This window comes from Methanomicrobia archaeon, from assembly GCA_016930255.1.
Taxonomy (GTDB): domain Archaea; phylum Halobacteriota; class Syntropharchaeia; order Alkanophagales; family Methanospirareceae; genus JACGMN01.
Map to the genome: position 1 here is coordinate 31668 of JAFGHB010000006.1, position 21965 is coordinate 53632.

Genomic DNA, 21965 nt, shown 5'->3' on the forward strand with positions numbered 1-21965 from the left:
TCCGTTATTCTTGTTACGTGAAGGTTACGTGAAGGTCAGCGCACGCGGCTGCCTGCCGGCACCTCTTTATCAGGGTGCAATAGAATCGGCTTCCCGGCGACATCCACCGCCAGGATCATCCCCTGACTCTCAACACCCCTGAGCTTCGCAGGCTTCAAATTAGCCAGAATGGGGACGAGTTTGCCGATTAAATCCTCCGGCGCGTACTCTTCCGCAATACCGGCGACAAGCTGTCGCGTCTCATCACCAACATCAACATCGAGTTTGATCAACTTTTTGCTGCCTTCTATCCGCTCTGCACTCACGATCTTCCCGATACGCACATCGAGTCGTGCAAACTCACTCATGTTTATTAGCTCGTTATCTGCCATGGTATCATCACTCTTTATCGCTAACTAAGAGAGCTTGAAGATCAATAAAGGTTATCCTTTTACGGTACGGTACGGTACGTAGATAACGCGTCCTGACGGCACTCAATCAATAAGGCTTTGATTGACGTATTACACGACGGTAGAGTATTACAAAGGTGGGTGAATCCAAAAACGGGTACGTGCGTGCGTCCGGTGGGTGGGACTCAGCTCAGTTTAGACACAACCGTACGCGCTACTTACATACTGCTCTGTATGCCGATCGCTTTTCGAATCACCTGTGCGATGGGTATCGAGCAGACCATATACCAGAGCACCCAGTACGGGAGGCCTAATGCAAACCGTGCCACAAGCTCCCGCTCGCCGAGCAGGGGGAACATCACCGTGCCCAGTTGGTTCACGCCTACGTAGCTCCAGATCCACATGAATATCGGGATCGTGATGATACCGATGTACGCCATGGGCTTCATCTGCTGCCGGAACATCTCGCCGGAAAATTGCGTTTGTTTCCGCATTATCTCTTCCTTCTTCTTATCCAGTTTCTTTATCAGAGTCTTGTTGTTCGCACGCTTCGCCTCCATCAGCTCTTTCTGCAGCTCGCGAATCTGCTTCTGGTACTGCTTCGACTTCTCCATTAGCTCCCAATTCGTCGTGTATTTCTGCACGACGGACGTGTAAATGCCGGTAACCACCGATAAGATGAGGATGGTGATCAAGAAATTCTCGAGACCTATGGCATTGGCGAGCGGATCGAGAACGACGCCCAACGCGCTGCCCAGTCCCTCACGGAGTCCTGGAATAATAACAATGCCAAACAGGATGAAAAAGCCCAAAGCCATGAGCATGGTTTCCAAAATCTTCTTCATCCTTTCCTTTTGCTGCTGCAGAACTCGCTCTTTGTTCACCATTTCGCGTACCTCTCTCGCCCTATAGGAACAACAGACATGGGGTAATATAAAGTTTCGCTGCTTTTGAGGGGTGTTTCCGTGATTATCCTACATACCTGCGTACCATCTCATCCAACACTGCTGAGGTGGTGGCGTGAAAAGCCAACGCCTCTTTCAGTCGTGCTGCTATTCTCAGCTTCGCATACTCGTCTGCTACGAATTCAGCATCACGATACGAGACCTCGTTGAGAATGAGCCCGAATGCGGGTGCGGGTTCAACTTGCTCCGTTATCCGCCGTTCCACGAGGTTCTCCACCCACTGCGTATCCTTCGTGCCACTGCCAACCAGTTTCAGCGCTGAGACGATCTTGCGCACCATTTTACGGAGAAAGCTGTTTGCTTCTATATCCAGGGCAATAAACGATCTGTTTCTGTCCGTCACGATCTCTAGCCGTTTTATCTCCCGGATCGGCGAGTAATACTGGGCTTCTTGCTCGTTCTGGCCCGGCGGCTGCGAGAAAATGGAGAAATCGTGCGTGCCGATAAACAGTTCCGCGGCCTCTTGCATACGCGCCACGTCCAGATTCTCATCGGGCTGCAGCCACAAGAAATAGCGGTATGCACGACTGATCGCATCCCGGCGCGCGTTAAACTCAGAAGCGGGTTTTGCAAGTGCGAATACCCATATATCGTCAGGAAGCAGGCTGTTTATCATCCGGGGAGTTACTTTGGGGTTCGCGGTGTCAAAGGAGACCACCTGAGAGAGCGCATGTGCGCCTTTATCAGTCCGACCCGCAGCGGCGTAATTCGATACTGCGCGATCTTCAACGATGTTGAGTCTCTGTAATGCCGTGAAGAGCTCCCCTTCTATCGTTGGGCCCGCGAACTGGGGCTGAACCTGAAAGCCGTGGTAGTTCGTGCCGAGGTAACCAAGTTTAAGCGCTATTCGTTCCATTTCCGTTCGTTCTATTCCTGTCTTCGTGAGACGGTATGTGGATAAGGGTAGGTTAGATAATGGGTTTAGTGTAGGTAGTATATCAAGATGTGTGGTGATGCAGAGTCCCGAAATTATTTCGTCAGGAAGCACCACTAAAGCTCATGGTGTACGCTACGCCGATTGAGTGGCTCGACTATGAGACGGGCTCCAGATGATCGCATCGCGTTCGATTCGAGGATGATACCTCGATAAGGAAGGCGCCTCTCGATCTGGCAGGTGAATTCGCTCGCACGCGCAAGGCAGACAACTGCGACGAGAGGATTCTCGGGATGTTCTTCGCGTGGCGGGGAACGAAAGTGAGGTACGTTTATGAATGTGAAAAGTCTTATGGATAGTAAGCGAAATAATAGTAGGACTCAACATCTTGATTGATGAGAGAAAGCCACATAAATGAAACTGCTTGCGCAGCTAATCGAAGAACGGAACTTCCATAACGCATGGGCTAAAGCAATCCGCTCGATCCTCCGTGAGGGACCGGATCTGGTCATCGGCGGTGGTGACGAGCGGAAACCGATAAAAGATGCGTGCATGCTGATCAGTATGACGGGAAACGCGATCAAGCAAATAGAAGCACACGAATTACACCCCCAGTATCCCTTCAGGCGAGTCGAGGAATACTGTAATGAGTTCACGAGACCATTCTTAGAGGAGTACCGGTCGAAGCCCGTAAAGGAGCGGTTCACGTATCTTTATTTCGAACGGTTGGCCCATTATGAAGCCCTTTCCGGTTTAAACAGTTCGGATCAGATAGCGTTATTGAAAGACGCGTTAGCTGACCAGATCAGGCAGCATATAACCTCAAATAGAGCCCAGGCAATTACCTGGTATGTGCCCGTTGATATAGGGCGGAGTTCACCGCCCTGCTTACAGCGGATACAAATTCGCTATATCCCTGTGGATATGGTGGATATTCATCTTACCTGGCGATCACGGGATCTGTTCACCGCGTGGCAATCGAATATCGTCTGCATTATCGAGATGCTTAACCGTGAAGTAATCAAGCCGAATAACTGCCAGATCGTACGAATAATCGATTACAGCGATTCATTGCACATTTATGCACGCGATATCGAAGATGCAAAGAAGGTCAACTTAGTACCGGTAAGCCCACAGGAACTGTAGCGCTGTTCTACAATTGCGCATGGTTTGACACGGAGTTGAAACCCGAAACAGTTAATGGAATAGAAAGGATTGAGTGGGCGGGGCTCTGATTTTGAGCGTACTTCGAGCTAAGCCGCTTTGTTCCTTCCCCCACCTAACCCCTCCAGCCTTTACTCGCTTTGGCGATCTTCAGAAGTTTTCTGAACGGTTCTCAAATAGCTTAATGTTGAGGTCGCACTTCAAGATCCTGCAGTGAGTGAGTAAAAGATGGCGCAATTAGCAAAGACGAATGGTACGGTAGCGGGAGCGAGCGAGAAGCGTAAAAAAGGGAACGTAGTGGCATCGTGGACGGGCGGCAAAGACGGGTGTTTCGCATGCTATAACGCACTGTTAGACGGTTTCAACGTCACGCATCTCTTGAATTTCAAAGATCTGAAGAAACACGCACCCCATAACCTGAACCACGACGTGCTCGCCGCGCAGTCAGAGGCGATGGGCGTTCCGATTATTCAGCGGGAATTTGTATCCTACGAAGCGGAATTTAAAAAGGTGATACGCACGTTAAACGAGAACGGTGCGGAGATAAAAGGCGCGATATTCGGGCATATCGGCATGCACGAGCACCTGGTGCAGCGAATCTGCAGCGATCTGGATATCGAGTCGATCATGCCGCTCTGGAACCGCGATTCCGAGCAACTCGTAACGGACTTCATCGCCGCAGGATTCGAGGCGATTGTGATCACGACGAAAGCTGATTTAATGGGTAAAGAGTGGCTCGGGCGGACGATAAACGAGGAATTTGTAGCACAGTTACGTACGTTCAACAGCGCGATTGATCCCTGTGGCGAGTTTGGCGAGTTCCATTCGCTTGTCATCGACGGCCCGCTGTTCAAGAATCGGATAGAGCTGGGCGAGAGCGAACCGATACTGGAGGATGGCTATTGGCGCCTAGATATTTTTGACTATACGCTTGGCGAGAAGAAAAGAGATACGCAGTGAAGTCCGCTTCTCAATCGTGAACAACCTTCACCCGCAGTTTCGCAAAGTCTTCTTTTATACTCACTTGGAACCCCATCCGCTCGAAGGTCTCTTCAAGAAGCGTTTTTACGAAGCCCTTGAGCACGTCAGAACCCATAATCAACGTGTAGTCGTTCTCTGACGCCTGGTTCACGGTAAAGTAATTGCACGCTTCCAGTCGCTTGAGCACATCCTCTACGCTGTATCCTTGTTGCCCGAACTGCTCGGCATGCGCTTCGTATATCGGCTTGTTCAATTCCCAGAACTGCTCTTTCGCGGGATGCGACTCAATAAACTTCAGGAAGAGGATCCAGTGATCGATATCGACGATGATATGCTCCCCCACGCGAAGCATCTCGGTATGCGTGTACATCTTGTCATCTTCAACGGACTCGATCAACACACGATATTTGCTGTAAAATCGCAACGCTTCGCGGATGAGTTCGCTCTGTGAAATCTTCAATTCATCCTGCAGTGTCTTAAACCGCGAAAACGTGTCTTCATCCAGAGCCACCGTGATTCTCTCGAGTGTCCCCATCTTATCTCATAAGAGATGTTCCTGTCAGAACATATAGTTCTTTTTGAGAAACTTTCTGCTAATTTCATATCGCTTCAGAAGACTTATTAAGAGCGCTTAAAAGTTCTCAAATACTCGTTTAAAGGCTCTTCTCAAAACAAAGTACCAACAAAAGGACGGATGTCGAGCAACTAGGAGAAGATCTATAACACATGGGGGATATACGGAACTTTCCGGTATGCTGCTATTGCGGTGCGTGTGCCGCGTTTATACCGGATTTTGAGAAGTATCAGGATGATGAAGTAGTGTTTGATAAGGGCTGTGGCGGAACGGCCGCAAAGGGCTTCTGTTTCAGTTTCTGTCCACGCGGATTCGCAGTGTGTCGGTTATGTGAGGAGGAGTGCCCGCGGTTGGAATACGGCGTCTGTGATTTCAGTCCCTGCGCCTCTTCGCCTGAAAAGCGGATTCTGGGTTACTATAAAGAGATACTGAGCGCACGAGCAACGGATAAGGGCATTAGAAGCGGTGGACAGGATGGTGGATTCACGACGGCGTTACTGTACCACGCGTTAGAGGCGGGCTTCATCGATGCCGCAGTCATTGCGACGCGGACAGAAGAGTGGAAAGCCGAGCCTTTTGTCGCTACCACAGCCGAGGAAGTGTTGCTCGGTCGTGGCTCAAAATACACCGCGTGCCCTATGGTCAAAGGCGTATGGGATGCAATTGACAGTGGTTACGAAACTATCGCCATGGTCGGCACGGGCTGTAATGTAGAGGCCGTGAGACGTTTGCAAGCGTTGCGAGACCCCGCTTTAGAGTTAGATCGGGTAAAACTACTGGTTGGCGTCTTTAGCTTCGAGGCGTTCTGGCATCGTAAGCTGGTCTCTTTTCTAGCAGAACGCAAAGGGATTGACATCAGGGATGTGGAGCGCTTTTACGTTTCGAATGGCAACATGTGCGTGATGACCAAGGACGGAGAGGTCCCTATCCCGCTTAAAGAGATAGAGCCCTGCAGGCGGGATACCTGCCTGATCTGCGAAGATGCTACCTCACAACTCGCGGATATATCTGTGGGCCACGTTGGCTCGCCTGACGGATGGACGACGATAATTATTCGAACAGAGGTAGGGGAGAAGCTCGTCAAGGCGGCTGAAGCGGCAGAGGTAATAGAAACGCAGAAGCTCGATGCGGACGCACTGGAAGAGCTCGAACGATTTGCGTTCAATAAGAAGCGGTGGAATTACGGCGCGATATTAGACCAAATGAAGATCTGTTCCGGGTGTTTCACGGTTCCTTATCCTTTTGCCATGCAATTAAGAGGAGGTATTTGAAATGCCAGATATCTATGCAAATGCGAGATCTACCACAGGAACATCTGTGAGAAGACGAGATGTGAACACACAGAGCGGCATGTGTCCGATCTGTGTGAAGGAGTGTACAGTGCTCTGCGAGATAGGGAAGTCAGCGTTTAGAGGTCGAGAAGTATTGTATCCTGAGCCCGAGCAGTTTGGCTGGAGTACAGCAGCGTCGAACAAGGATTATCGACTCGATTGGTCAGATTTTAATATTCTCTCGCGCCTACGAGGTGCGGAAGGGATAGAACCGGACCCGGATGTTGCCTTGTTCCATAATGTGGATATAGAATCGAAGATAGGTGGAATCCCGTTAAAAATGCCCCTGGCAAGCGGTGCCTTCGGCTCTACGGATGTGGGCATGAACAACTGGGATGCGCTTGCCATCGGTGCTGCGCTCTCGGGGATAATAATCATCATCGGAGAGAACGTCTGCGGCGTTGACAAGGATTCAATGTTTACAAACGGAAAAGTGACGAAATCGCCTGAGCTGGAACGGCGAGTTCGAGTCTTCCAGGAATACTGGGATGGCAAATACGGTGACATAGCGGTGCAGACGAATGTTGAAGACCAGCGATTCGGCGTCGATGAATATGCGATCTCGAAGCTTGATGTAAACATCATAGAGCGGAAGTGGGGCCAGGGCGCGAAGGCGATCGGCGGTGAAATACGCGTATCTTCGCTGGATCGTGCAGTAGAATTGAAGAAGCGAGGGTATTATGTGCTACCGGATCCTGAGAATGAAACGGTAAAAGAAGCGTTTAAAGATGGGCTCTTCAAGACCTTCGAGCGCCACAGCCGCGTGGGATTCCCGGAAGAAAATGGATTTATAGAGGATGTCGAATGGCTCCGGGATATCGGCACAAAGTATGTATCGATAAAGACAGGTGCGTATCGGCCCGTGGACGTAGCGTGGACAATGAAAGTAGCGTCCGAGGCGAAGGTGGATTACATAACGTTTGACGGTGCCGGCGGCGGGACGGGTATGAGCCCCGTGCCGATGATGAACGAAATGAGCACGCCCACGGTCTATTTAGAAGCCCAGATATTGCAGTGCGCTCAGATCCTGGAGCGTGCAGGGAAATACGTTCCTGATATGAGTATGGCCGGAGGGATCATTAACGAAACGCAGATGTTCAAGGCGATAGCACTGAGCAACTTTGATGGCTCGAAGCCCTACGTGAAATCAATCACCATGGCACGATCGCCGTTAACAGCAGCGATGAAAGCCTGTTATTTCTCCGATCTCGCAGCCAGGGGTAGATTACCGCGCGATTTTGCCAATAAATATGGAAACAGTCCAGATAAATTCTTTATCGCCGCTGATGAGCTCAAAACGAAATTCGGTGAGAATTTGGGAACGAAGATACCGTGGTCTGCTGTTGGTGTCTATACCTATCTCAGCGAACGGCTCGGTTTAGGATTGAAGCAGTTACTTGCAGGAACTCGAAAATTCAAGCTGGATTTGATAGACCGGACAGATCTTGCATCGCTCAGTGAGCTGGCGTCCGAAGTTACCGGTATACCCATGATGCATGAAGTAGAGCGGGAGTTGTTGGAAGGTATTTTGCTTGGTTGAGGTATTAGAAAGGGGAAAGAGAAATGGAGGTGAAAAACAAAAAAATGTTCTATCCAGAAAAATTCGTAGAGGAGCAGGTTAAGACCATACGCGAGCAGATTCGGTATGGAAAAGTAGTCGTAGCTGTTTCAGGTGGCGTGGAATCAAGTGTGTGTGCGGTTCTTTCGCATCGTGCGATTGGAGATCAATTGGTAGCAGTTCTTATCGATGATGGCCTGATGCGAAAAGGCGAGAGGGAGAACATCATGAACTTCTTCACGGACTGTGGTGTGAATATACGGCAGGTCGATGCCACTCGTGAATTTTTTGATGCGTGTAAGGGGGTTAACGAACCAGAAGAGCAGAGGAGAGTGTATCGAAATGCATTCTACGCGGTCCTTGGAAGGATCGTACAAGAAGAGAAAGCGCATTATTTAATTAAAGGAACAACAGCAGCAGATGTTGTTAAGACCGAAGATGGAATCGAGGTTCAGGACAACATTTTCGAGGAGGTTGGTCTTATCGATTCACGAAATAATGGCCTGACGGTTGTTGAGCCTCTGAGGGAGCTGTACAAACACGAGGTAAGTAGAGTTGCTAAGAGTTTAGGAGTGCCATCGGAACTCACCGATCGAGCGACCTTTCCTGTGGTCCTCGACCTGCTACGAGAAAACTTAGTGAAGTAACGCTTCTGCGTGTTGGATGAACGAGAAAGCAGCGCAATGAGGATATACTAGGATAGGGAACGCGCCAGTATTTCCTTGACTTATTAGCACAGAAGACCTATAAATGAATGGTGGATAAACAGGGATGATCGCAATAATAGACTACGGAATCGGCAACTTATTCAGCATATACAACGGGCTGAAGCGCGTGGATGATCATTCGAAGCTGGTTCCGACTGATGCGATTGCAGAGCTGAAAGAGGCAGACGGGATAGTTGTGCCGGGTGTCGGTGCATTTGATGACTGTGTCCGCAACTTTCGCCCATTTTCCGCGACACTCATCGAGCGTGTGGAGTCAGGCGTCCCGATCCTCGGGATATGCGTGGGGATGCAGCTCCTGTTTAATGAGAGCGAGGAGGGCTCTGAAACAGGGTTGGGCTTGATACCGGGCAACGTTGTCCGGTTACCTGAGGATGTAAGAGTGCCGCACATGGGCTGGAACAACCTGCAGCTCAAACGGCATTCGGAACTACTAGCAGGTATAACCGGGGACGATTATTTCTATTTCGTGCATTCGTATTACTGCGTGCCTCAAGATGCTGAACGTATTGTAGCATCGGTAGAATACGGCGGACAGTTAGCGGCTGTTGTTCAAAGAGAAAATCTCTACGGCGTTCAGTTCCATCCAGAGAAATCATCAAAGCGAGGATTGCACATTTTAAGTAATTTCGTAAGAATTTGTAAATGTTAAGCAACATCAAGGAGAAATAAATAAATGAACGCGTTTGAAAACATAATAGCACAATATTTGGAGGAAGAAGAATACTGGGTTAGGCAGTCTGTTAAAGTGGATATTTCAAAAGCGGACAAAAAGGAGATTGGCACACCATCTATGCCCAGACCAGAGATTGATCTTGTAGCATTAAAGGTCAAGGAAAACGAATTATTTTTGATTGAGGCTAAGTCTTTCCTTGATTCTCCGGGTGTTAAATTTTCTGGTGTTTCCGGTGAGGATGATAAAGACGCAAAGCATTACAAATTATTCACTAATAACAAGTATAGAAATATTGTGACTAAGAGACTACGTGAAGAATATTTAAAGAAAGGCCTCATAAATGAAGAGACAAAAATAAATTATGCACTGGCCGCAGGTAATATTCACTTAAATGATGAAGCAAAGATAATAAACTATTTCTCGGAAAAAGGATGGAAATTGGTTTCTCCAAACGAGATTAAAAATAAGATAAAAGAGTTATCGAGGAAAGGATGGGAAGATAATATGGTTACAATAACTGCAAAGTTAATAACGAAGTGAATAATAATGTCACCTAACAGCGTGTTTGAGGGTCGCTTAGCGATTGGCACTTCGCAAACACGCAGATTGTTAAATTAGGTTGGGAGATATGAACACAAATGTTAACAAAACGAATCATCCCCTGTTTGGACTGCGACTTGAACGTTGCTGAGGGGCGGGTAGTCAAGGGAATAGAATTCAAACAGATAACGTACGCTGGCATTCCCTGGGAGCTTGCGGCTGTATACGACGAACAAGGTGCGGATGAACTCGTCTTTCTGGATATCACGGCATCGCACGAACGCCGGGAGACGATGGCACACGTGATCGAGAAGACAGCCAGTAATGTTTTCATACCGCTTACCATCGGTGGTGGGATCCGCAGTGTCGAGGATGCACGACGGATGTTCAATGCGGGTGCAGACAAAGTATCGATAAACACCGCGGCATTGCAGAATCACGAACTGGTGAACGAGATCGCCCGCATGTTCGGGAGTCAGGCGTGCGTCGTGGCGATCGACGCCAAACGGCGATACGTTCTTACCGAAGAGGCAGCGAACAAAGCCGCAGATGAGGGAAGAGAACTCATCGACACAAAAGAAGGGAAATGCTGGTTCGAGTGCTCGTTTTTCGGCGGGCGAACCTTCACCGGAGTTGATGCGTTGCAATGGGCCCAAGAAGTAGCAGAGCGCGGAGCAGGTGAGATACTGCTCACGAGCATGGACCGGGACGGCACGAAAGACGGGTTCGACCTCGAGTTAACGCAAGCGGTCTGTGACCGCGTGAATATTCCGATGATCGCTTCCGGCGGGTGCGGGTTCCCGATGCACATACAAGAGGTGTTTGAGGCAACAGACGCGTCGGCGGCGCTCGCTGCGTCGATATTCCACTATAAGGAATATACCGTGGAGGAGGTAAAGCGGTATTTGCGGGAGCAGGGGGTTCACGTGCGGTTGTAAGACGAGCTAGTTAGAGAACACTTGAAGGTGATTTTAAGACTAACAAATACTTTTAATATATCTTTAAACATTATATTAGATATGAAAATGAATAAAGAAGAATACAAAACTATTCGCGAAGAAATGCTTATGAGATTCAAATGGACTTTTCAACTTAAAATATGGGCTATTATTGTAACCGGTGTCCTACTTTCTTGGATAGCTACGCAAAGATCGGGGACGTCATCCTTAAAGGAGTTAAATCCTTATCTTTTTATCGCAGTAGGATTAGGAATAGTGGGTTACATATTTTATGTTTATCATGATCTCCTAGAAGGAATTTACAACCAGGGGTTTATTTAGCAATTTTTCATGAGAGCAACGCAGAAGATTTTAAATTTCATCTTTTAAGCCGCTGACGAGAGAAAAAAGGAGGCTTATTATATTATATCTCTTCTCCCATCGTTTCAATACAACGCTATCGCAGGGATCCTGTTGTTATATCGCTTCCCGTTAGCGTCAACGAACTCCGTGCAGGTTATCCACCCTTTCGGCGTTAATAGTTCAGATTTGTGGTGAATCCGCGGATAAGAGCCGGTGCGGATAGTGTAGTTGTAGGTTTCATTTGCCAGCAGTGTAAACGGTTCGTTGAACGTGATGTTGTGCCAATCGCCCCGGTAGCCGTTCCACGTTGCCGTGACATTCCAACCGGAATTGTTCCAGAGCTTTACGTATTCCGTATGTCCTCCTGTTCCCGAAGAGGGATAGGTGTACAACGTGCTCACGTTGATAGTTTGTAAAGGCGTTATTGATCCATTGTGCGTGCCGGGAATACTTGGATACGTGCCTTCTCCGGTATTGAAGCCTGGCAGTTCTACCGGCTGTAACACGACAAGAAGAGGATCACCGACATAGAGCCTCACAGTGACTGTTTTGTTAGCCACATCACGGGAGAACGCTGGCTCACCAGGCGGTTTCACGGTAGGAAGCGCAGTAACGTCAGCAACCTCTGGTAAGAACCCCATGCCCGCTTTGAAGACCTTGCAGGTTCCGATATCCATGGTACCGACGTTGATCGTTATATCGGTGTATGCATCATCCGCAGAATTCGCTGGCGTACTGTCCAGCACGTTTACCGTAATGGCTATTACGTTGCTTAAATCCGTCCCCGGTGGTAGTTCAGGCTCCAAATCGCCGGGACTGGCAGGCTCGATATCAACCGTTACGCCGACATCCGCATACGTATACGGCAATACCAAAGGTTGGTAATCGCCGCTGTCCCAAATTCTTCCAGAGCAGGTGTACGGAACAAGGGTATCACCGAGTAGATCATCGTCCTGATCTTCACCAGTGTAATCGCTCCAGTAATTACCGCCAAGGTACGGACCACCCAGGATGTTTGTCCCTGCTCTTGGTGTGATGTTCCAACGGTTCGTGCTGAAGTCTCTCGCGTTCCTCGTATTGTCAAAGTAGTTGTTGTAGATGGTGTTGTCGCTGGCAGAAGAGAGATAAATACCATAATAGAAATTATTCGAGATCCTGTTGCTCATGATCATACTACTCTCGACATAATCGAGATAGATGCCATACCCCGTGGTATACCCTCTGTTCGAGTGCACCGTGTTACCTGCGATGCTATTGTTATGGGATAATTTATTCCAGGAACCGCTTATCCAAATGCCATAGCCGTTCGAAGCCACGGTGTTGGCGGTAACCTGATTATTGCTGGACTCCCCCAGGTATATGCCGCCGTGTTCGTTGTTCAAGAATGTATTGTTAGTTAACCTTATATTCGTTGAGTTAATAACTACAATACCTAAGAAGTTATTTGTTATTATTATATCCTTGGCAGTAATATTATTGCATGACAGAAGCGCGACATACCCGGCATTTTTATCTATTATGATGTCAGATTTTCCCATTAAATGATACATAGGTCTGCTATTAATGGTGTTTGAGGTATCTATATCTTGATAAAAGTCAGAATCAGGAGAACCCGCTATACCGAAATTGTAGGTATTTTCTTGGAGTTTATTATCATGCAGCTTATTGTTGCTGGATGAATCTAGATAGGCCCCATAGCCCTTATTTGAGGAGATGGTGTTGTTCGTAAGGTTGTTACTCCAAGACTCTTCAAGGTTGATGCCCGTACCAGTATTGTTTGCCAACAGGTTTCCCGTAATATTCAGCCCGGAAGATGATCGTAAGAGAATACCGTGGTTCTTATTGTCCGTTATGCGGTTATCGTAAATCGTCGCATTTGAGAATGATGCTGCTTCAATACCGCAGGAGTATCCCGTCGCCGTATTGTTCTGTATCGTGTTGTTGGCTACGGTTGCATTTGCTCCGGACTTCAGATAAATGCCGTGCCCGTAAGTGCCGCCAGCTCCGTTATCGCTGATAACATTATCAGAAATGGTTAAATTGAACGTCTGTTCTGAAACGAGGCCGTGCTGATTATTCGACGTGATCGTGTTATCAGTGATAATACTATTGTTGGATGACCGGAGCAAAACCCCGTCACCCGTGCCATCGTCACCATAATCGCCGCCGCCAGTACCGCCAGTTATACCCGAAATGGTACTGTTACATACGGTGGTGTTTGGTGACAAATGCAGATACACCCCGATGCCCTTGCCGCCATTCCCATCAGTGCTGAGCCAATCGTCTAAACTGCCACCAACACCACCGGAAACGGTTGAAATCGTGTTGATTGAGAGCAAGTTATTGACCCCTTTATACACGTGGATCCCAGTGCCAAGCCCGCCCGTTCTCGTTAAATTAAAAAGCGATTCGTTGCCCGGCGCACCGGTTATGTGGGCTATGATCGTCTCATTTACACGGTTGTTATCTGATGCCACATAGATCCCCGTAGATCCATTTATCACCGTAAACCCGCTGATAACGCAGTCATCGGCTATGACCCGGATGACCTCGCCGCTTCCGTTGCCCTCGATGATCGTCGTGTGTTTGTTCTCGCCAATGAGCGCTAAGGGTTTATTCACGACCACGTGTTCTCTGTACGTCCCGTTATGTACATAAATAGTATCGCCAAGCTGCGCGGCATTCACCGCCTCCTGGATAGACGAGTAGGAGCTGGTATTGTGCACGGGAGCATCGCCGGTAAAAGCAAGCGTCGAGAATAGACCCGTAACATCGAGTGTCCCACCGGAAGCTCCGCCATAGGTCTCCACAAGCGAGATCGTACTACCCAGTGAGGTTACGTAATCACGAACCCATTGCGGTACCTTGCCATCAAAGGCAAAGACGATCTCAACGGTAGAACCATATGCAGCCTGGCATGCAGTGATTATGTTACTTATTTCCTGCTTAAGCTCGTTCTGTTTCTGCGTGGATGCATAAGCGCTCCAATCATTGATATCAAACGGCACAACAACCTTGTAGCTCGAATCAGGATTCTGTATGATTATAATGATGGCTGCTATGCCGCCAATACTCGTTTTTATCTCGACTATCGTCTGTCCTTCATCTTTGTACTGCGACGCGATCTCCGCTGCGAATACCGCTTCTGACTCGCCATTAGCAATTTGATCGGTTAACTCGTCCGAGCCCGGAATCCCTTCGATATTATTGAGATCGCCCAACAACTCGGCGGCATCGTCGCCCGTATTGACTCCAAGATCGTCGTAGCTGCCCGGATAAACGTTATGATTCTTGCCGAGGCCTTTTACCGTCGTTACATAGTCCTCTGCTGCCTGGGTGGGCAGTCCTTTCAACTCTGCGAGGAGTCCTTCAATACCCCACGAATAAACGTTAAAAATATTGTTAATCATCTTGCCCGTAAGGCCGCAGAAGGGGATTACTTCCATAACGCCCCGTATTAAGTTCATTCCATTATTTCCGGTAGCGACTTGATAGAGATAATAGGGCGTGTCTCTGATGAGCGTCAGAAATGGAACGAAATTTGATAAGAATGCTCCTAAGAGCCGTGATTGTTCGCTAACAGAATCGTCATAGGCGTCACTCCACGCCCCGTAGGCAAACCCTTTCCAAAAGGCGTCCCAATCTATGTCCCAGAAATCAGCCCAGGCGGAATCTGTTGGCATTCCCCCCGAATGGCCCGTGATGAGAAAGCCCGATGCGCCGGTCTCGGGATCGGTCACCATATACGCAATGCCGGTCCACCCGTTTATCTGCATCTCTCGTTTCGGAATGATCACAATTTTGTCCTGGTTTACCGCGTCCTCAATCCAGTCCCAGACGTACGAAGGGATCATATACAGTTCTGAGCGCCGCGCAGCCAGGTTATACTGGGAGATTAAGTAAACGGGTATTGCTTGCCGGTTAGCCTCCTGCAGGACTTTGACGGTGGAGACGGAATCGATGCCATAGAGATGTTCAAATATACTGTGCTCTGCTCCTGAGGCCGCCATGCCGGTACCAAGCATGAAAGCGCGTGTGTCATTAACCGCACCCACGGCGCCTAACGTATGCCTGCTGATGTCCATCACCATCCCGCCCTCATCCACCGAGCACAGGCCGAAGACGCAGGCTACTTGCAAGTCCAGCGCCGTTCTGCCATAGGCCGGCGACGAGCGGTAGCTTCTCACATCGAAGGCCGCAGCATAAATCTCCTCAAAATAATCACTTTCAAAGAACCAGCACATCCCGATAAGGTGCAACTGTCGCAGGACATTGTCGGCAAACGTTTCGTTCGCCGCGAAGTCACATTCGTTTATCTCGCTCTCGACCTGTGGAAGGGATACTGTACCCACATTGAAGAGCAGGGCATATAAGGCGCCGACGGTAAACGTATCGTTCACTGTTCGGGGCGTGGCATTCAGTGGCTGATAGAATTCGAGGGTAAGATCTGCAAAGCTGCCCAACGCTCGCGCCGAGCCATTGGCCACGGGCTCGCCATCGATGAGCAACACCGGCTGCATATCCGCCCAATCGGCCGCATTTTTCCAGCCCCACTGCTTCAGTATCGTACGATCATATTCGGTAGCGGGATTGAACTTGAGCATGACCTTCTTACTCGCAATCTCGGGTGCGTAGAGTGTATAATTGACGAAACCTTTGAGTTCTATCCGGTGATAGTAATCCTGCGGTATCTCTGCAGAGACATTCAAAATGGAAACGACTTCGTAAGGAAGTACGGTTGGCAACGAATCGGAATACTCTTCTGTGAGATTCCAATAGCCAAAGAGCTGCCGCAACGTGAGATTCCGTAACTCAGGGTCAGCCATAATAGACGCAATCGTGTCATTTACCTGCGCTTCAAAACTCGCAGTAATAAAGGTCTCGTTCACCCCCGTTACCCACCCGTGCGGCTCATCGTACGTTGCTGTTGCTAACATCTCGGTCAGAATAGCGGATACTTCAGTCGCATTGTACGTTAAATTCACGCCGGGCACGTATTCGTAGGTTTTATAGCTCGGATCCACGGGCACCCACGTCTCCGAGCCATTCTGCGTTACGTACGCTTCAACCCACATGTGCTCGAGCCGTATCCCGAACTTATCTTCTGTAAGATTGTAGACGGTGGCCCCTGGAATACCAGTCTCATAGATGAGTCTCGAAACGTAGCGAGTGTCCTTAACACGCAGCCAGTTGGCGGCGTCTTCTTCAGAAACGTCAATCGTGCCGTACACATATCGGGCAGGTATTCCGGATTCGCGCAGTAACGCAACCAGGAGATTCGCCTGGTCGAACGAATTCCCTGCATGTTGCTGTAACGTCCAATCAGAGCCAGCCATCAACCCAAAATAAGGCTCATAATCGGTAGTATTCCGCACGTAGTAGTAGATTTGGACCGGGTCATAATTCAGGTCTGCAGCCAGTTCTTTAATCGCGCTCGAGGCATTACCCGCCAGATAATCAGATGGGTCTTGAGACGCGCCCAGGGCAGCATCAAGAGTCCCAACTACTTGTTCTTTATCTCGCAAGAGCCGGGGCTCCGGAGCCGTCGAATAGGAGGAGTCCTGAATCAAACCACTTAACGAGCGCTCTTCCGGGGAGCATGCAACTCCTTCAAGCACTGTCTTCAGATCTTCCAGTTCTGTTGTGCTGAGCGCGTTCGTTCTTGTCTCCGGGGGTTGGTGTGGTTCGATTGCCTGGAGTAAAACGGACGAACTCGACTCGAAATCCTCAACGCGTTTAAGGTGTTTAGTTAGAATATCTTCAGAGAGCTCGCCTTCAGACACCAGTTCTTCAAATAATCTCGTGGTAGTGTCTAATGCGTGCCTCACATTGGCATGATTTTTCCGTACAGCGTCTGTAGCCTTTGTATATTTTACGATTAAATCCTCGGATACCGCGCCATCTTCCAAATCCTTTTCCAATTCTAAAGTGATACGGTAGAGAGTCGCTATAGATGCATCTAATTCCTTTACTGCCTCATACGGTGAAAGTACCTGTAACTCTGCCAGTTCACCTCCGTTACTGTTTTCACTGGTATATACAAGTGAATTCGACATCTTAGTAGAAACTTCATATTTTGAATCATCAATCGCAACACAAGGCATCACACAACTCCCAATTATCACCACGATAATTGCAAGTGTCATTAGTTTCAAAATCTTACTCATCTGGGTATCAGCCTCCCTTTAAATTCCGTGTAAACTATACGCATAATCGCAATCAACGCTAAACATTCACCCTTTTCGCCTCCAATTTACATTCATTTGAACAAAGGAGATGCATTACTAGCACGTATAAACTTTTCGTTTTTGCCCGTGGTTTCAGGTATAAAAGTCCTGTTTCCACTAGGAGGTAAAACCTTCCAGCATCCAAGTTTTAAACGAGAGAAGATGGCAGGCAGCCCTGCTATCAAAAAGGCACGGATAGCAAGAAGTTCTTTCGACCTGCAACCATACTTTAGCCAATACGCATACCCCAAAAACCGTCAACTGCTCAATAAGAAAAGTTATCTTTTAACCTTGTGGATTACTCTATCCCCACCTCAACCATGCCCTTATATACCTCTTCCGCAGGACCCTGGAGGTACGCGCCTTCCTCCTTTACCTCGACGATCAGATCCCCACCGAGCGTATGCACGATAACGGGCTCGTTCAGGTGAACATCCCCCAGCTTATTAAGCGCCAGAACGGAAGCTGTTGAGCCGGTTCCACAGGATAACGTCTCCCCAACGCCGCGTTCATAGGTTCTTACGTAAATCTCTTGTACTTTGCTCTCGTGGGGTCCATCATGTTTAACGAAATCAACATTCGTCCGGTTCGGAAACGCCTCGTGCGATTCGATGGCCTTTCCTATCTTATCCACGTCGAATCCTTCAAACGAATCGAGAATAACCACAGCGTGCGGATTTCCGAGACTCAACGTCGTTAGCTTGATCTCACCGATTTCCTCGTTTACCAAAAACGGCTCGTCTATCTTGTCAAAGACGGGCTTTCCCATGAACACGCTCGTCGAGGTAACGACGCCGTCTCCATCAATTTCTACTTCGGGTACGATCGTTCCTGCCAGCGTTTCCACTTTTATTTCCCGTTTTCGCACTATACCGTGCTCGTACACGTATTTGGCGAAGCACCGCATGCCGTTGCCGCACATTTCCGCTTCCGAGCCATCGGGATTGAAGATGCGCATCCGCACGTCATACTCTTCCGAAGAGGAGTTACAAATGTACAGAACGCCGTCAGCACCGACCGAGAAGTTTCTTTGACAGAGTGATTGAGCGATTGCTGCTTTCTTCTCGTCAGGTATTCCACCGTCACGGTCGTCGATCAGAATGAAATCGTTACCGCAGCCGTGCATCTTGGTGAAGTTTATTTTCATTGTTTCCTCTTTTCGTTTCTACAAGTTCAACCCTTTTATCCGTTCGCACGCTTCCGTTAACCGCTTACCGCTCGTACAGAACGTAATCCGGACAAACCCCTCGCCGTACGTTCCGAAGCCTACTCCAGGCGTCACGACAACGCCTGTTTGCTCTAGTAGATGCATCGAGAACTCGATAGACGCTGAAGTAGAAGGATGAAAAGTGCGGGGAACCTTAACCCAGAGATAGAAGGTGGCTTTTGGCTCGTTCACCTCGAATCCCGCAGATCGCAATCCCGCAACTAAAATATCCCTTCGTTCCCGATAAATTGCGACGTTCTGCTTTGCACAGTCCTGGGGGCCCGTCAATGCCGCTATGCCCGCTTCTTGTACCGCCTGGAACGCGCCTGAATCTATGTTGCTCTTCACACTTCCGATACCCTGTAAGATCTCCGCATTGCCGATGGCAAAGCCGATGCGCCAGCCGGTCATATTGTACGTCTTGGAAAGCGAATTGAATTCAATTCCCACGTCTTTTGCACCGTTGACTGCCATGAAACTCGGCGATTCGTAGCCGTCAAATACAAGCTCTGAATACGGGTTATCGTGGAGAATGATGAGATCGTTGTCGTGCGCGAAATCGATTACCTCCTTAAAGAACGATTCGTCCACGGTCGCTCCCGTGGGATTGTTGGGGTAACTCAAGAACATGAGCTTTGCTCGCTTCGCCACGTCTGTATCGATCGTTTCCAGATCAGGCTTAAAGTCGTGCTCTTCGGTTAATGGAACTGCATGCGGTACCGCATTCGCCAAGACCGTGGCATTGTGATAGACCGGATATGCCGGGTCCGGGACAAGCGCTGTATCGCCTGGATTTAAAAACGCGAACGCCGAATGCGCCAGCCCTTCTTTTGAGCCGATCAACGTCAGTACCTCGTCTTCTGGATTGACCGTAACGTGTTTGGTCTTTTTATACCATGCAGCCACCGCCTCACGGAACGAGAGCATGCCTTCATACGTAGGATAACGATGATTGTCCGGGTTCTGAGCAGCTTTGTACAATGCTTCAACGATATGCGGCGGTGTCGGCAAATCGGGATCGCCGATGCCCAAGTCGATTATATCCACACCCTTCTTTCGTGCCGCATCCTTCTTCCGATCTATTTCCGCAAACAGATACGGCGGAAGTGACCGTAGCCCCTGTGCGTACCGTTCAGTTATCCCAGTTAACATGGCTCTATCGTTGCTGGCGGCTTCGAGGAAATCGCATAGGTCACCCAGGTCACGCCCTTCACCTCGTTTGTTATTCGTTTACTCATCGTCTCCAGCAGGTCATACGGGAGTTTTACGAAATCCGCGGTCATCGCCTCCTTCGACTCGACCACGCGTATCGTAACGATTCGGCCTACTTTTCGCGCATCGCCCAGAACACCCGTGGCGACATCGTCACCCACTGTGGCAAACGCTTGCCAGACTTTCTCGTACCAGCCGCTCTTCTCCAACTCCTCCTCCACAATATTGGATGCTTCACGGCATATCCGCAGTTTCTCTTCCGTAACTTCGCCCATTATGCGCGCCGCGAGACCGGGCCCGGGAAACGGATGCTGGTCGAGGATCTGCGACGGCATGCCGAGTTCCTTCGCCACCTCCCGCACCTCGTCTTTATACAGATCCTTGATGGGCTCGATCAGCGTGAGTCCAAGTTTCTCGGGCAGCGCACCGACATTGTGATGCGATTTTATGCGTGATGACTTCTGTGAACTCGCCAGCGCACTCTCGATTCTATCAGGATAGATCGTGCCCTGCGCGAGGAAGTCCACGTCACCCAGCTTCTTCGCCTCCTCTTCAAAAATGGTTATGAACAGCTCGCCGATTACCTTCCTCTTGGCTTCGGAATCCGTAACGCCTCGTAAACGCTCCAGAAATCGCCCCTTCGCATCCACCACCACCAGTCGCATCTTGAAGTTCTTTTCGAATAGCTCGATGACCTCCTCCTTTTCGCCTTCTCGCAATAGTCCATTGTCAACGAAGATGCACGTGAGCCGATCACCGATGGCGTTATGGACGAGCACGGCGGTAGTAGAAGAGTCAATGCCACCACTGAGTCCGCAGATCACTTTTCCCTCGTTACCAACCGCTTCTCTTATCCCCTTTATCGTATCGTCAATGAACGATTCCATCGTCCAATTTCGTTCGCAGCCACAGATCGTGTACAAGAAATTCCAGAGGATCTTATCTCCCATCTCCGTATGATATACTTCTGGATGGAACTGCACGCCATAGATATGCTCTCTTACGTGAAATGCGGCGACCGGGGAATTTGCCGCAGAGCCTAAAACCTCCGCGCCATCGAACCACTTTATCACATCTCCGTGCGACATCCATACGTTTATCTTTCCGTTTTCACGGACCCCTTCAAAAAGCTCTGAATCGTTAAAGGCAAATACTGTTCGCCCGAATTCGCCCTTTACCCCGGTTGTCACCTCACCGCCCAGGACATCCGCAATGAGCTGTGCGCCATAACAAATGCCGAGAATGGGTACGTTCAAATCAACAATCCCAGGACTGCAGTGCGGACTTCCTGGCTCGTGCACGCTAAACGGACTGCCGGAAAGGATAATCCCTCGAATCTTACTGTCCTCTCTCGCTCGTTCTGTTCCTTGCCTCAGCTCTTCAAAGGGCGTATCAAACGGAAGAAGCTCGGTATAGACGCCTAATTCTCTGCACCGCCGCACGATAAGGTGGCTGTACTGACCGCCGAAATCCAGGATCACCACGCGGTCTTTTTCCTTTTCTGTATCTGCTTCTCTCTGTGCCATTATCTCGTGCTTTTTCGATTCCCTATTCCCGCTCGCGGTGTTCGTTTAATACTCGCAACCGCAACTTTGCTAAATCCTCTTTTATCCCCACCTCGAAGCCCATTCCAGTCAGTGTCTCTTCGAGAAGCGCTTTAACGAATGTCTTGAGCACGTCAGAACTTAACACCAAGGTAAACTCGTTCTTGGAGACCTGCGTTACGGTGAAGAAATTGCATGCTTCGAGTCGTTTGAGCACTGATTCTACGCGATAATATTTGTGTTTGAACTGCTCTGAATGTGCCTCACAGATCGCCTTATTCAATTCCCAGAACTTCTCTTTCTCTGGATGCGAGTCGATAAACTTCAAGAAGAGAAGCCAGTGATCGATATCCATGATGACGTGCTCGCCCAGCTTGAGCATCTCGGCATGGGTATACACCTTCCGGTCTTCAATGGATTCAAAGAGCGTTCGATGTTTGCTATAAAACTTCAACGCTTCTCGCACGAGTTCGCTCTGAGATATCCCTAGCTCCTCCTGCATCTTCTTGAACATCTTAAAGGTCTCCTGATCCATCGCTACCGTAATCCTTTCTGGTGCTGGCATTTTATTACTAATAGTTATCGCATGTGTATATTTAAAGGTTAACCCTCTGTTAAGTAAACCAAAAAAGGTTACACATCGATGTATTCGTTTTTATGAGTCCTCTTTTCTTTCTTTTTCTGTAAAGGAGGATTA

The 21965-nt window shown here is 49.0% G+C and carries 18 protein-coding genes; 9 read left to right on the forward strand and 9 right to left on the reverse strand.

The window, feature by feature from the left end:
* Nucleotides 1–35: 35 nt before the first annotated feature.
* From metG to truA, 3 genes are all read right to left on the reverse strand, one after another.
* On the reverse strand, nucleotides 36–371 hold the full coding sequence (metG, locus tag JW878_01110; protein MBN1761663.1) for a methionine--tRNA ligase subunit beta: 336 nt from the start codon (nucleotides 369–371) through the stop codon (nucleotides 36–38).
* A 236-nt stretch (nucleotides 372–607) separates the two neighbouring features.
* Nucleotides 608–1276: a DUF106 domain-containing protein gene (locus JW878_01115; protein ID MBN1761664.1), complete on the reverse strand. Its 669-nt coding sequence runs from the start codon at nucleotides 1274–1276 to the stop codon at nucleotides 608–610.
* Between the two features lie 82 nt (nucleotides 1277–1358).
* Nucleotides 1359–2210, reverse strand: coding sequence for a tRNA pseudouridine(38-40) synthase TruA (gene truA / locus JW878_01120; GenBank protein ID MBN1761665.1), 852 nt, complete (start codon nucleotides 2208–2210; stop codon nucleotides 1359–1361).
* 432 nt (nucleotides 2211–2642) lie between these two features.
* Between truA and JW878_01125 the strand changes: the two genes are divergently transcribed.
* Both JW878_01125 and JW878_01130 read left to right on the forward strand, forming a co-directional pair.
* A complete protein-coding gene (locus JW878_01125) occupies nucleotides 2643–3374 on the forward strand; it encodes a hypothetical protein (protein ID MBN1761666.1) in 732 nt (243 codons plus the stop codon).
* A 246-nt stretch (nucleotides 3375–3620) separates the two neighbouring features.
* Complete coding sequence (locus tag JW878_01130) at nucleotides 3621–4352, forward strand: diphthine--ammonia ligase (GenBank protein ID MBN1761667.1); 732 nt, start codon at nucleotides 3621–3623, stop codon at nucleotides 4350–4352.
* A 10-nt stretch (nucleotides 4353–4362) separates the two neighbouring features.
* On the opposite strand, the gene JW878_01135 is transcribed toward JW878_01130, so the two are convergent.
* Nucleotides 4363–4908: a ribbon-helix-helix protein, CopG family gene (locus tag JW878_01135; protein ID MBN1761668.1), complete on the reverse strand. Its 546-nt coding sequence runs from the start codon at nucleotides 4906–4908 to the stop codon at nucleotides 4363–4365.
* A 191-nt stretch (nucleotides 4909–5099) separates the two neighbouring features.
* Between JW878_01135 and JW878_01140 the strand changes: the two genes are divergently transcribed.
* From JW878_01140 to JW878_01170, 7 genes are all read left to right on the forward strand, one after another.
* The gene (locus tag JW878_01140) at nucleotides 5100–6218 is read left to right on the forward strand and encodes a Coenzyme F420 hydrogenase/dehydrogenase, beta subunit C-terminal domain (protein ID MBN1761669.1); all 1119 of its coding nucleotides are present in this window, start codon (nucleotides 5100–5102) and stop codon (nucleotides 6216–6218) included.
* A 1-nt stretch (nucleotide 6219) separates the two neighbouring features.
* Nucleotides 6220–7818, forward strand: coding sequence for an FMN-binding glutamate synthase family protein (locus JW878_01145; protein ID MBN1761670.1), 1599 nt, complete (start codon nucleotides 6220–6222; stop codon nucleotides 7816–7818).
* 23 nt (nucleotides 7819–7841) lie between these two features.
* Complete coding sequence (locus JW878_01150; protein MBN1761671.1) at nucleotides 7842–8483, forward strand: 7-cyano-7-deazaguanine synthase; 642 nt, start codon at nucleotides 7842–7844, stop codon at nucleotides 8481–8483.
* Nucleotides 8484–8607: 124 nt separating this feature from the next.
* Nucleotides 8608–9213: an imidazole glycerol phosphate synthase subunit HisH gene (hisH, locus tag JW878_01155; GenBank protein ID MBN1761672.1), complete on the forward strand. Its 606-nt coding sequence runs from the start codon at nucleotides 8608–8610 to the stop codon at nucleotides 9211–9213.
* A gap of 24 nt (nucleotides 9214–9237) precedes the next feature.
* Nucleotides 9238–9777, forward strand: a complete 540-nt coding sequence (locus tag JW878_01160) for a hypothetical protein (protein MBN1761673.1) — start codon at nucleotides 9238–9240, stop codon at nucleotides 9775–9777.
* Nucleotides 9778–9875: 98 nt separating this feature from the next.
* Complete coding sequence (gene hisF / locus JW878_01165; protein MBN1761674.1) at nucleotides 9876–10715, forward strand: imidazole glycerol phosphate synthase subunit HisF; 840 nt, start codon at nucleotides 9876–9878, stop codon at nucleotides 10713–10715.
* An 87-nt stretch (nucleotides 10716–10802) separates the two neighbouring features.
* Nucleotides 10803–11057: a hypothetical protein gene (locus JW878_01170; protein MBN1761675.1), complete on the forward strand. Its 255-nt coding sequence runs from the start codon at nucleotides 10803–10805 to the stop codon at nucleotides 11055–11057.
* 104 nt (nucleotides 11058–11161) lie between these two features.
* On the opposite strand, the gene JW878_01175 is transcribed toward JW878_01170, so the two are convergent.
* From JW878_01175 to JW878_01195, 5 genes are all read right to left on the reverse strand, one after another.
* A complete protein-coding gene (locus JW878_01175) occupies nucleotides 11162–17245 on the reverse strand; it encodes a right-handed parallel beta-helix repeat-containing protein (GenBank protein ID MBN1761676.1) in 6084 nt (2027 codons plus the stop codon).
* A 358-nt stretch (nucleotides 17246–17603) separates the two neighbouring features.
* Nucleotides 17604–18446 (reverse strand): diaminopimelate epimerase, encoded by an 843-nt coding sequence (locus JW878_01180; GenBank protein MBN1761677.1) that lies wholly within the window; start codon nucleotides 18444–18446, stop codon nucleotides 17604–17606.
* Between the two features lie 24 nt (nucleotides 18447–18470).
* Complete coding sequence (locus JW878_01185) at nucleotides 18471–19664, reverse strand: LL-diaminopimelate aminotransferase (GenBank protein ID MBN1761678.1); 1194 nt, start codon at nucleotides 19662–19664, stop codon at nucleotides 18471–18473.
* Complete coding sequence (guaA, locus tag JW878_01190; GenBank protein ID MBN1761679.1) at nucleotides 19658–21250, reverse strand: glutamine-hydrolyzing GMP synthase; 1593 nt, start codon at nucleotides 21248–21250, stop codon at nucleotides 19658–19660. Before guaA ends, JW878_01185 begins: the two co-directional genes overlap by 7 nt.
* A gap of 22 nt (nucleotides 21251–21272) precedes the next feature.
* Nucleotides 21273–21833 carry a CopG family transcriptional regulator gene (locus JW878_01195; protein MBN1761680.1) on the reverse strand — a complete coding sequence of 187 codons (561 nt, stop codon included), beginning with the start codon at nucleotides 21831–21833 and terminating at the stop codon, nucleotides 21273–21275.
* Nucleotides 21834–21965 lie beyond the last annotated feature (132 nt).

Bases quoted from the DNA above. Each gene is read 5' to 3' on its own strand.
- metG (MBN1761663.1), bottom strand. From the start codon at position 371: ATGGCAGATAACGAGCTAATAAACATGAGTGAGTTTGCACGACTCGAT.
- JW878_01115 (MBN1761664.1), bottom strand. From the start codon at position 1,276: ATGGTGAACAAAGAGCGAGTTCTGCAGCAGCAAAAGGAAAGGATGAAG.
- truA (MBN1761665.1), bottom strand. From the start codon at position 2,210: ATGGAACGAATAGCGCTTAAACTTGGTTACCTCGGCACGAACTACCAC.
- JW878_01125 (MBN1761666.1), top strand. From the start codon at position 2,643: ATGAAACTGCTTGCGCAGCTAATCGAAGAACGGAACTTCCATAACGCA.
- JW878_01130 (MBN1761667.1), top strand. From the start codon at position 3,621: ATGGCGCAATTAGCAAAGACGAATGGTACGGTAGCGGGAGCGAGCGAG.
- JW878_01135 (MBN1761668.1), bottom strand. From the start codon at position 4,908: ATGGGGACACTCGAGAGAATCACGGTGGCTCTGGATGAAGACACGTTT.
- JW878_01140 (MBN1761669.1), top strand. From the start codon at position 5,100: ATGGGGGATATACGGAACTTTCCGGTATGCTGCTATTGCGGTGCGTGT.
- JW878_01145 (MBN1761670.1), top strand. From the start codon at position 6,220: ATGCCAGATATCTATGCAAATGCGAGATCTACCACAGGAACATCTGTG.
- JW878_01150 (MBN1761671.1), top strand. From the start codon at position 7,842: ATGGAGGTGAAAAACAAAAAAATGTTCTATCCAGAAAAATTCGTAGAG.
- hisH (MBN1761672.1), top strand. From the start codon at position 8,608: ATGATCGCAATAATAGACTACGGAATCGGCAACTTATTCAGCATATAC.
- JW878_01160 (MBN1761673.1), top strand. From the start codon at position 9,238: ATGAACGCGTTTGAAAACATAATAGCACAATATTTGGAGGAAGAAGAA.
- hisF (MBN1761674.1), top strand. From the start codon at position 9,876: ATGTTAACAAAACGAATCATCCCCTGTTTGGACTGCGACTTGAACGTT.
- JW878_01170 (MBN1761675.1), top strand. From the start codon at position 10,803: ATGAATAAAGAAGAATACAAAACTATTCGCGAAGAAATGCTTATGAGA.
- JW878_01175 (MBN1761676.1), bottom strand. From the start codon at position 17,245: ATGAGTAAGATTTTGAAACTAATGACACTTGCAATTATCGTGGTGATA.
- JW878_01185 (MBN1761678.1), bottom strand. From the start codon at position 19,664: ATGTTAACTGGGATAACTGAACGGTACGCACAGGGGCTACGGTCACTT.
- guaA (MBN1761679.1), bottom strand. From the start codon at position 21,250: ATGGCACAGAGAGAAGCAGATACAGAAAAGGAAAAAGACCGCGTGGTG.
- JW878_01195 (MBN1761680.1), bottom strand. From the start codon at position 21,833: ATGCCAGCACCAGAAAGGATTACGGTAGCGATGGATCAGGAGACCTTT.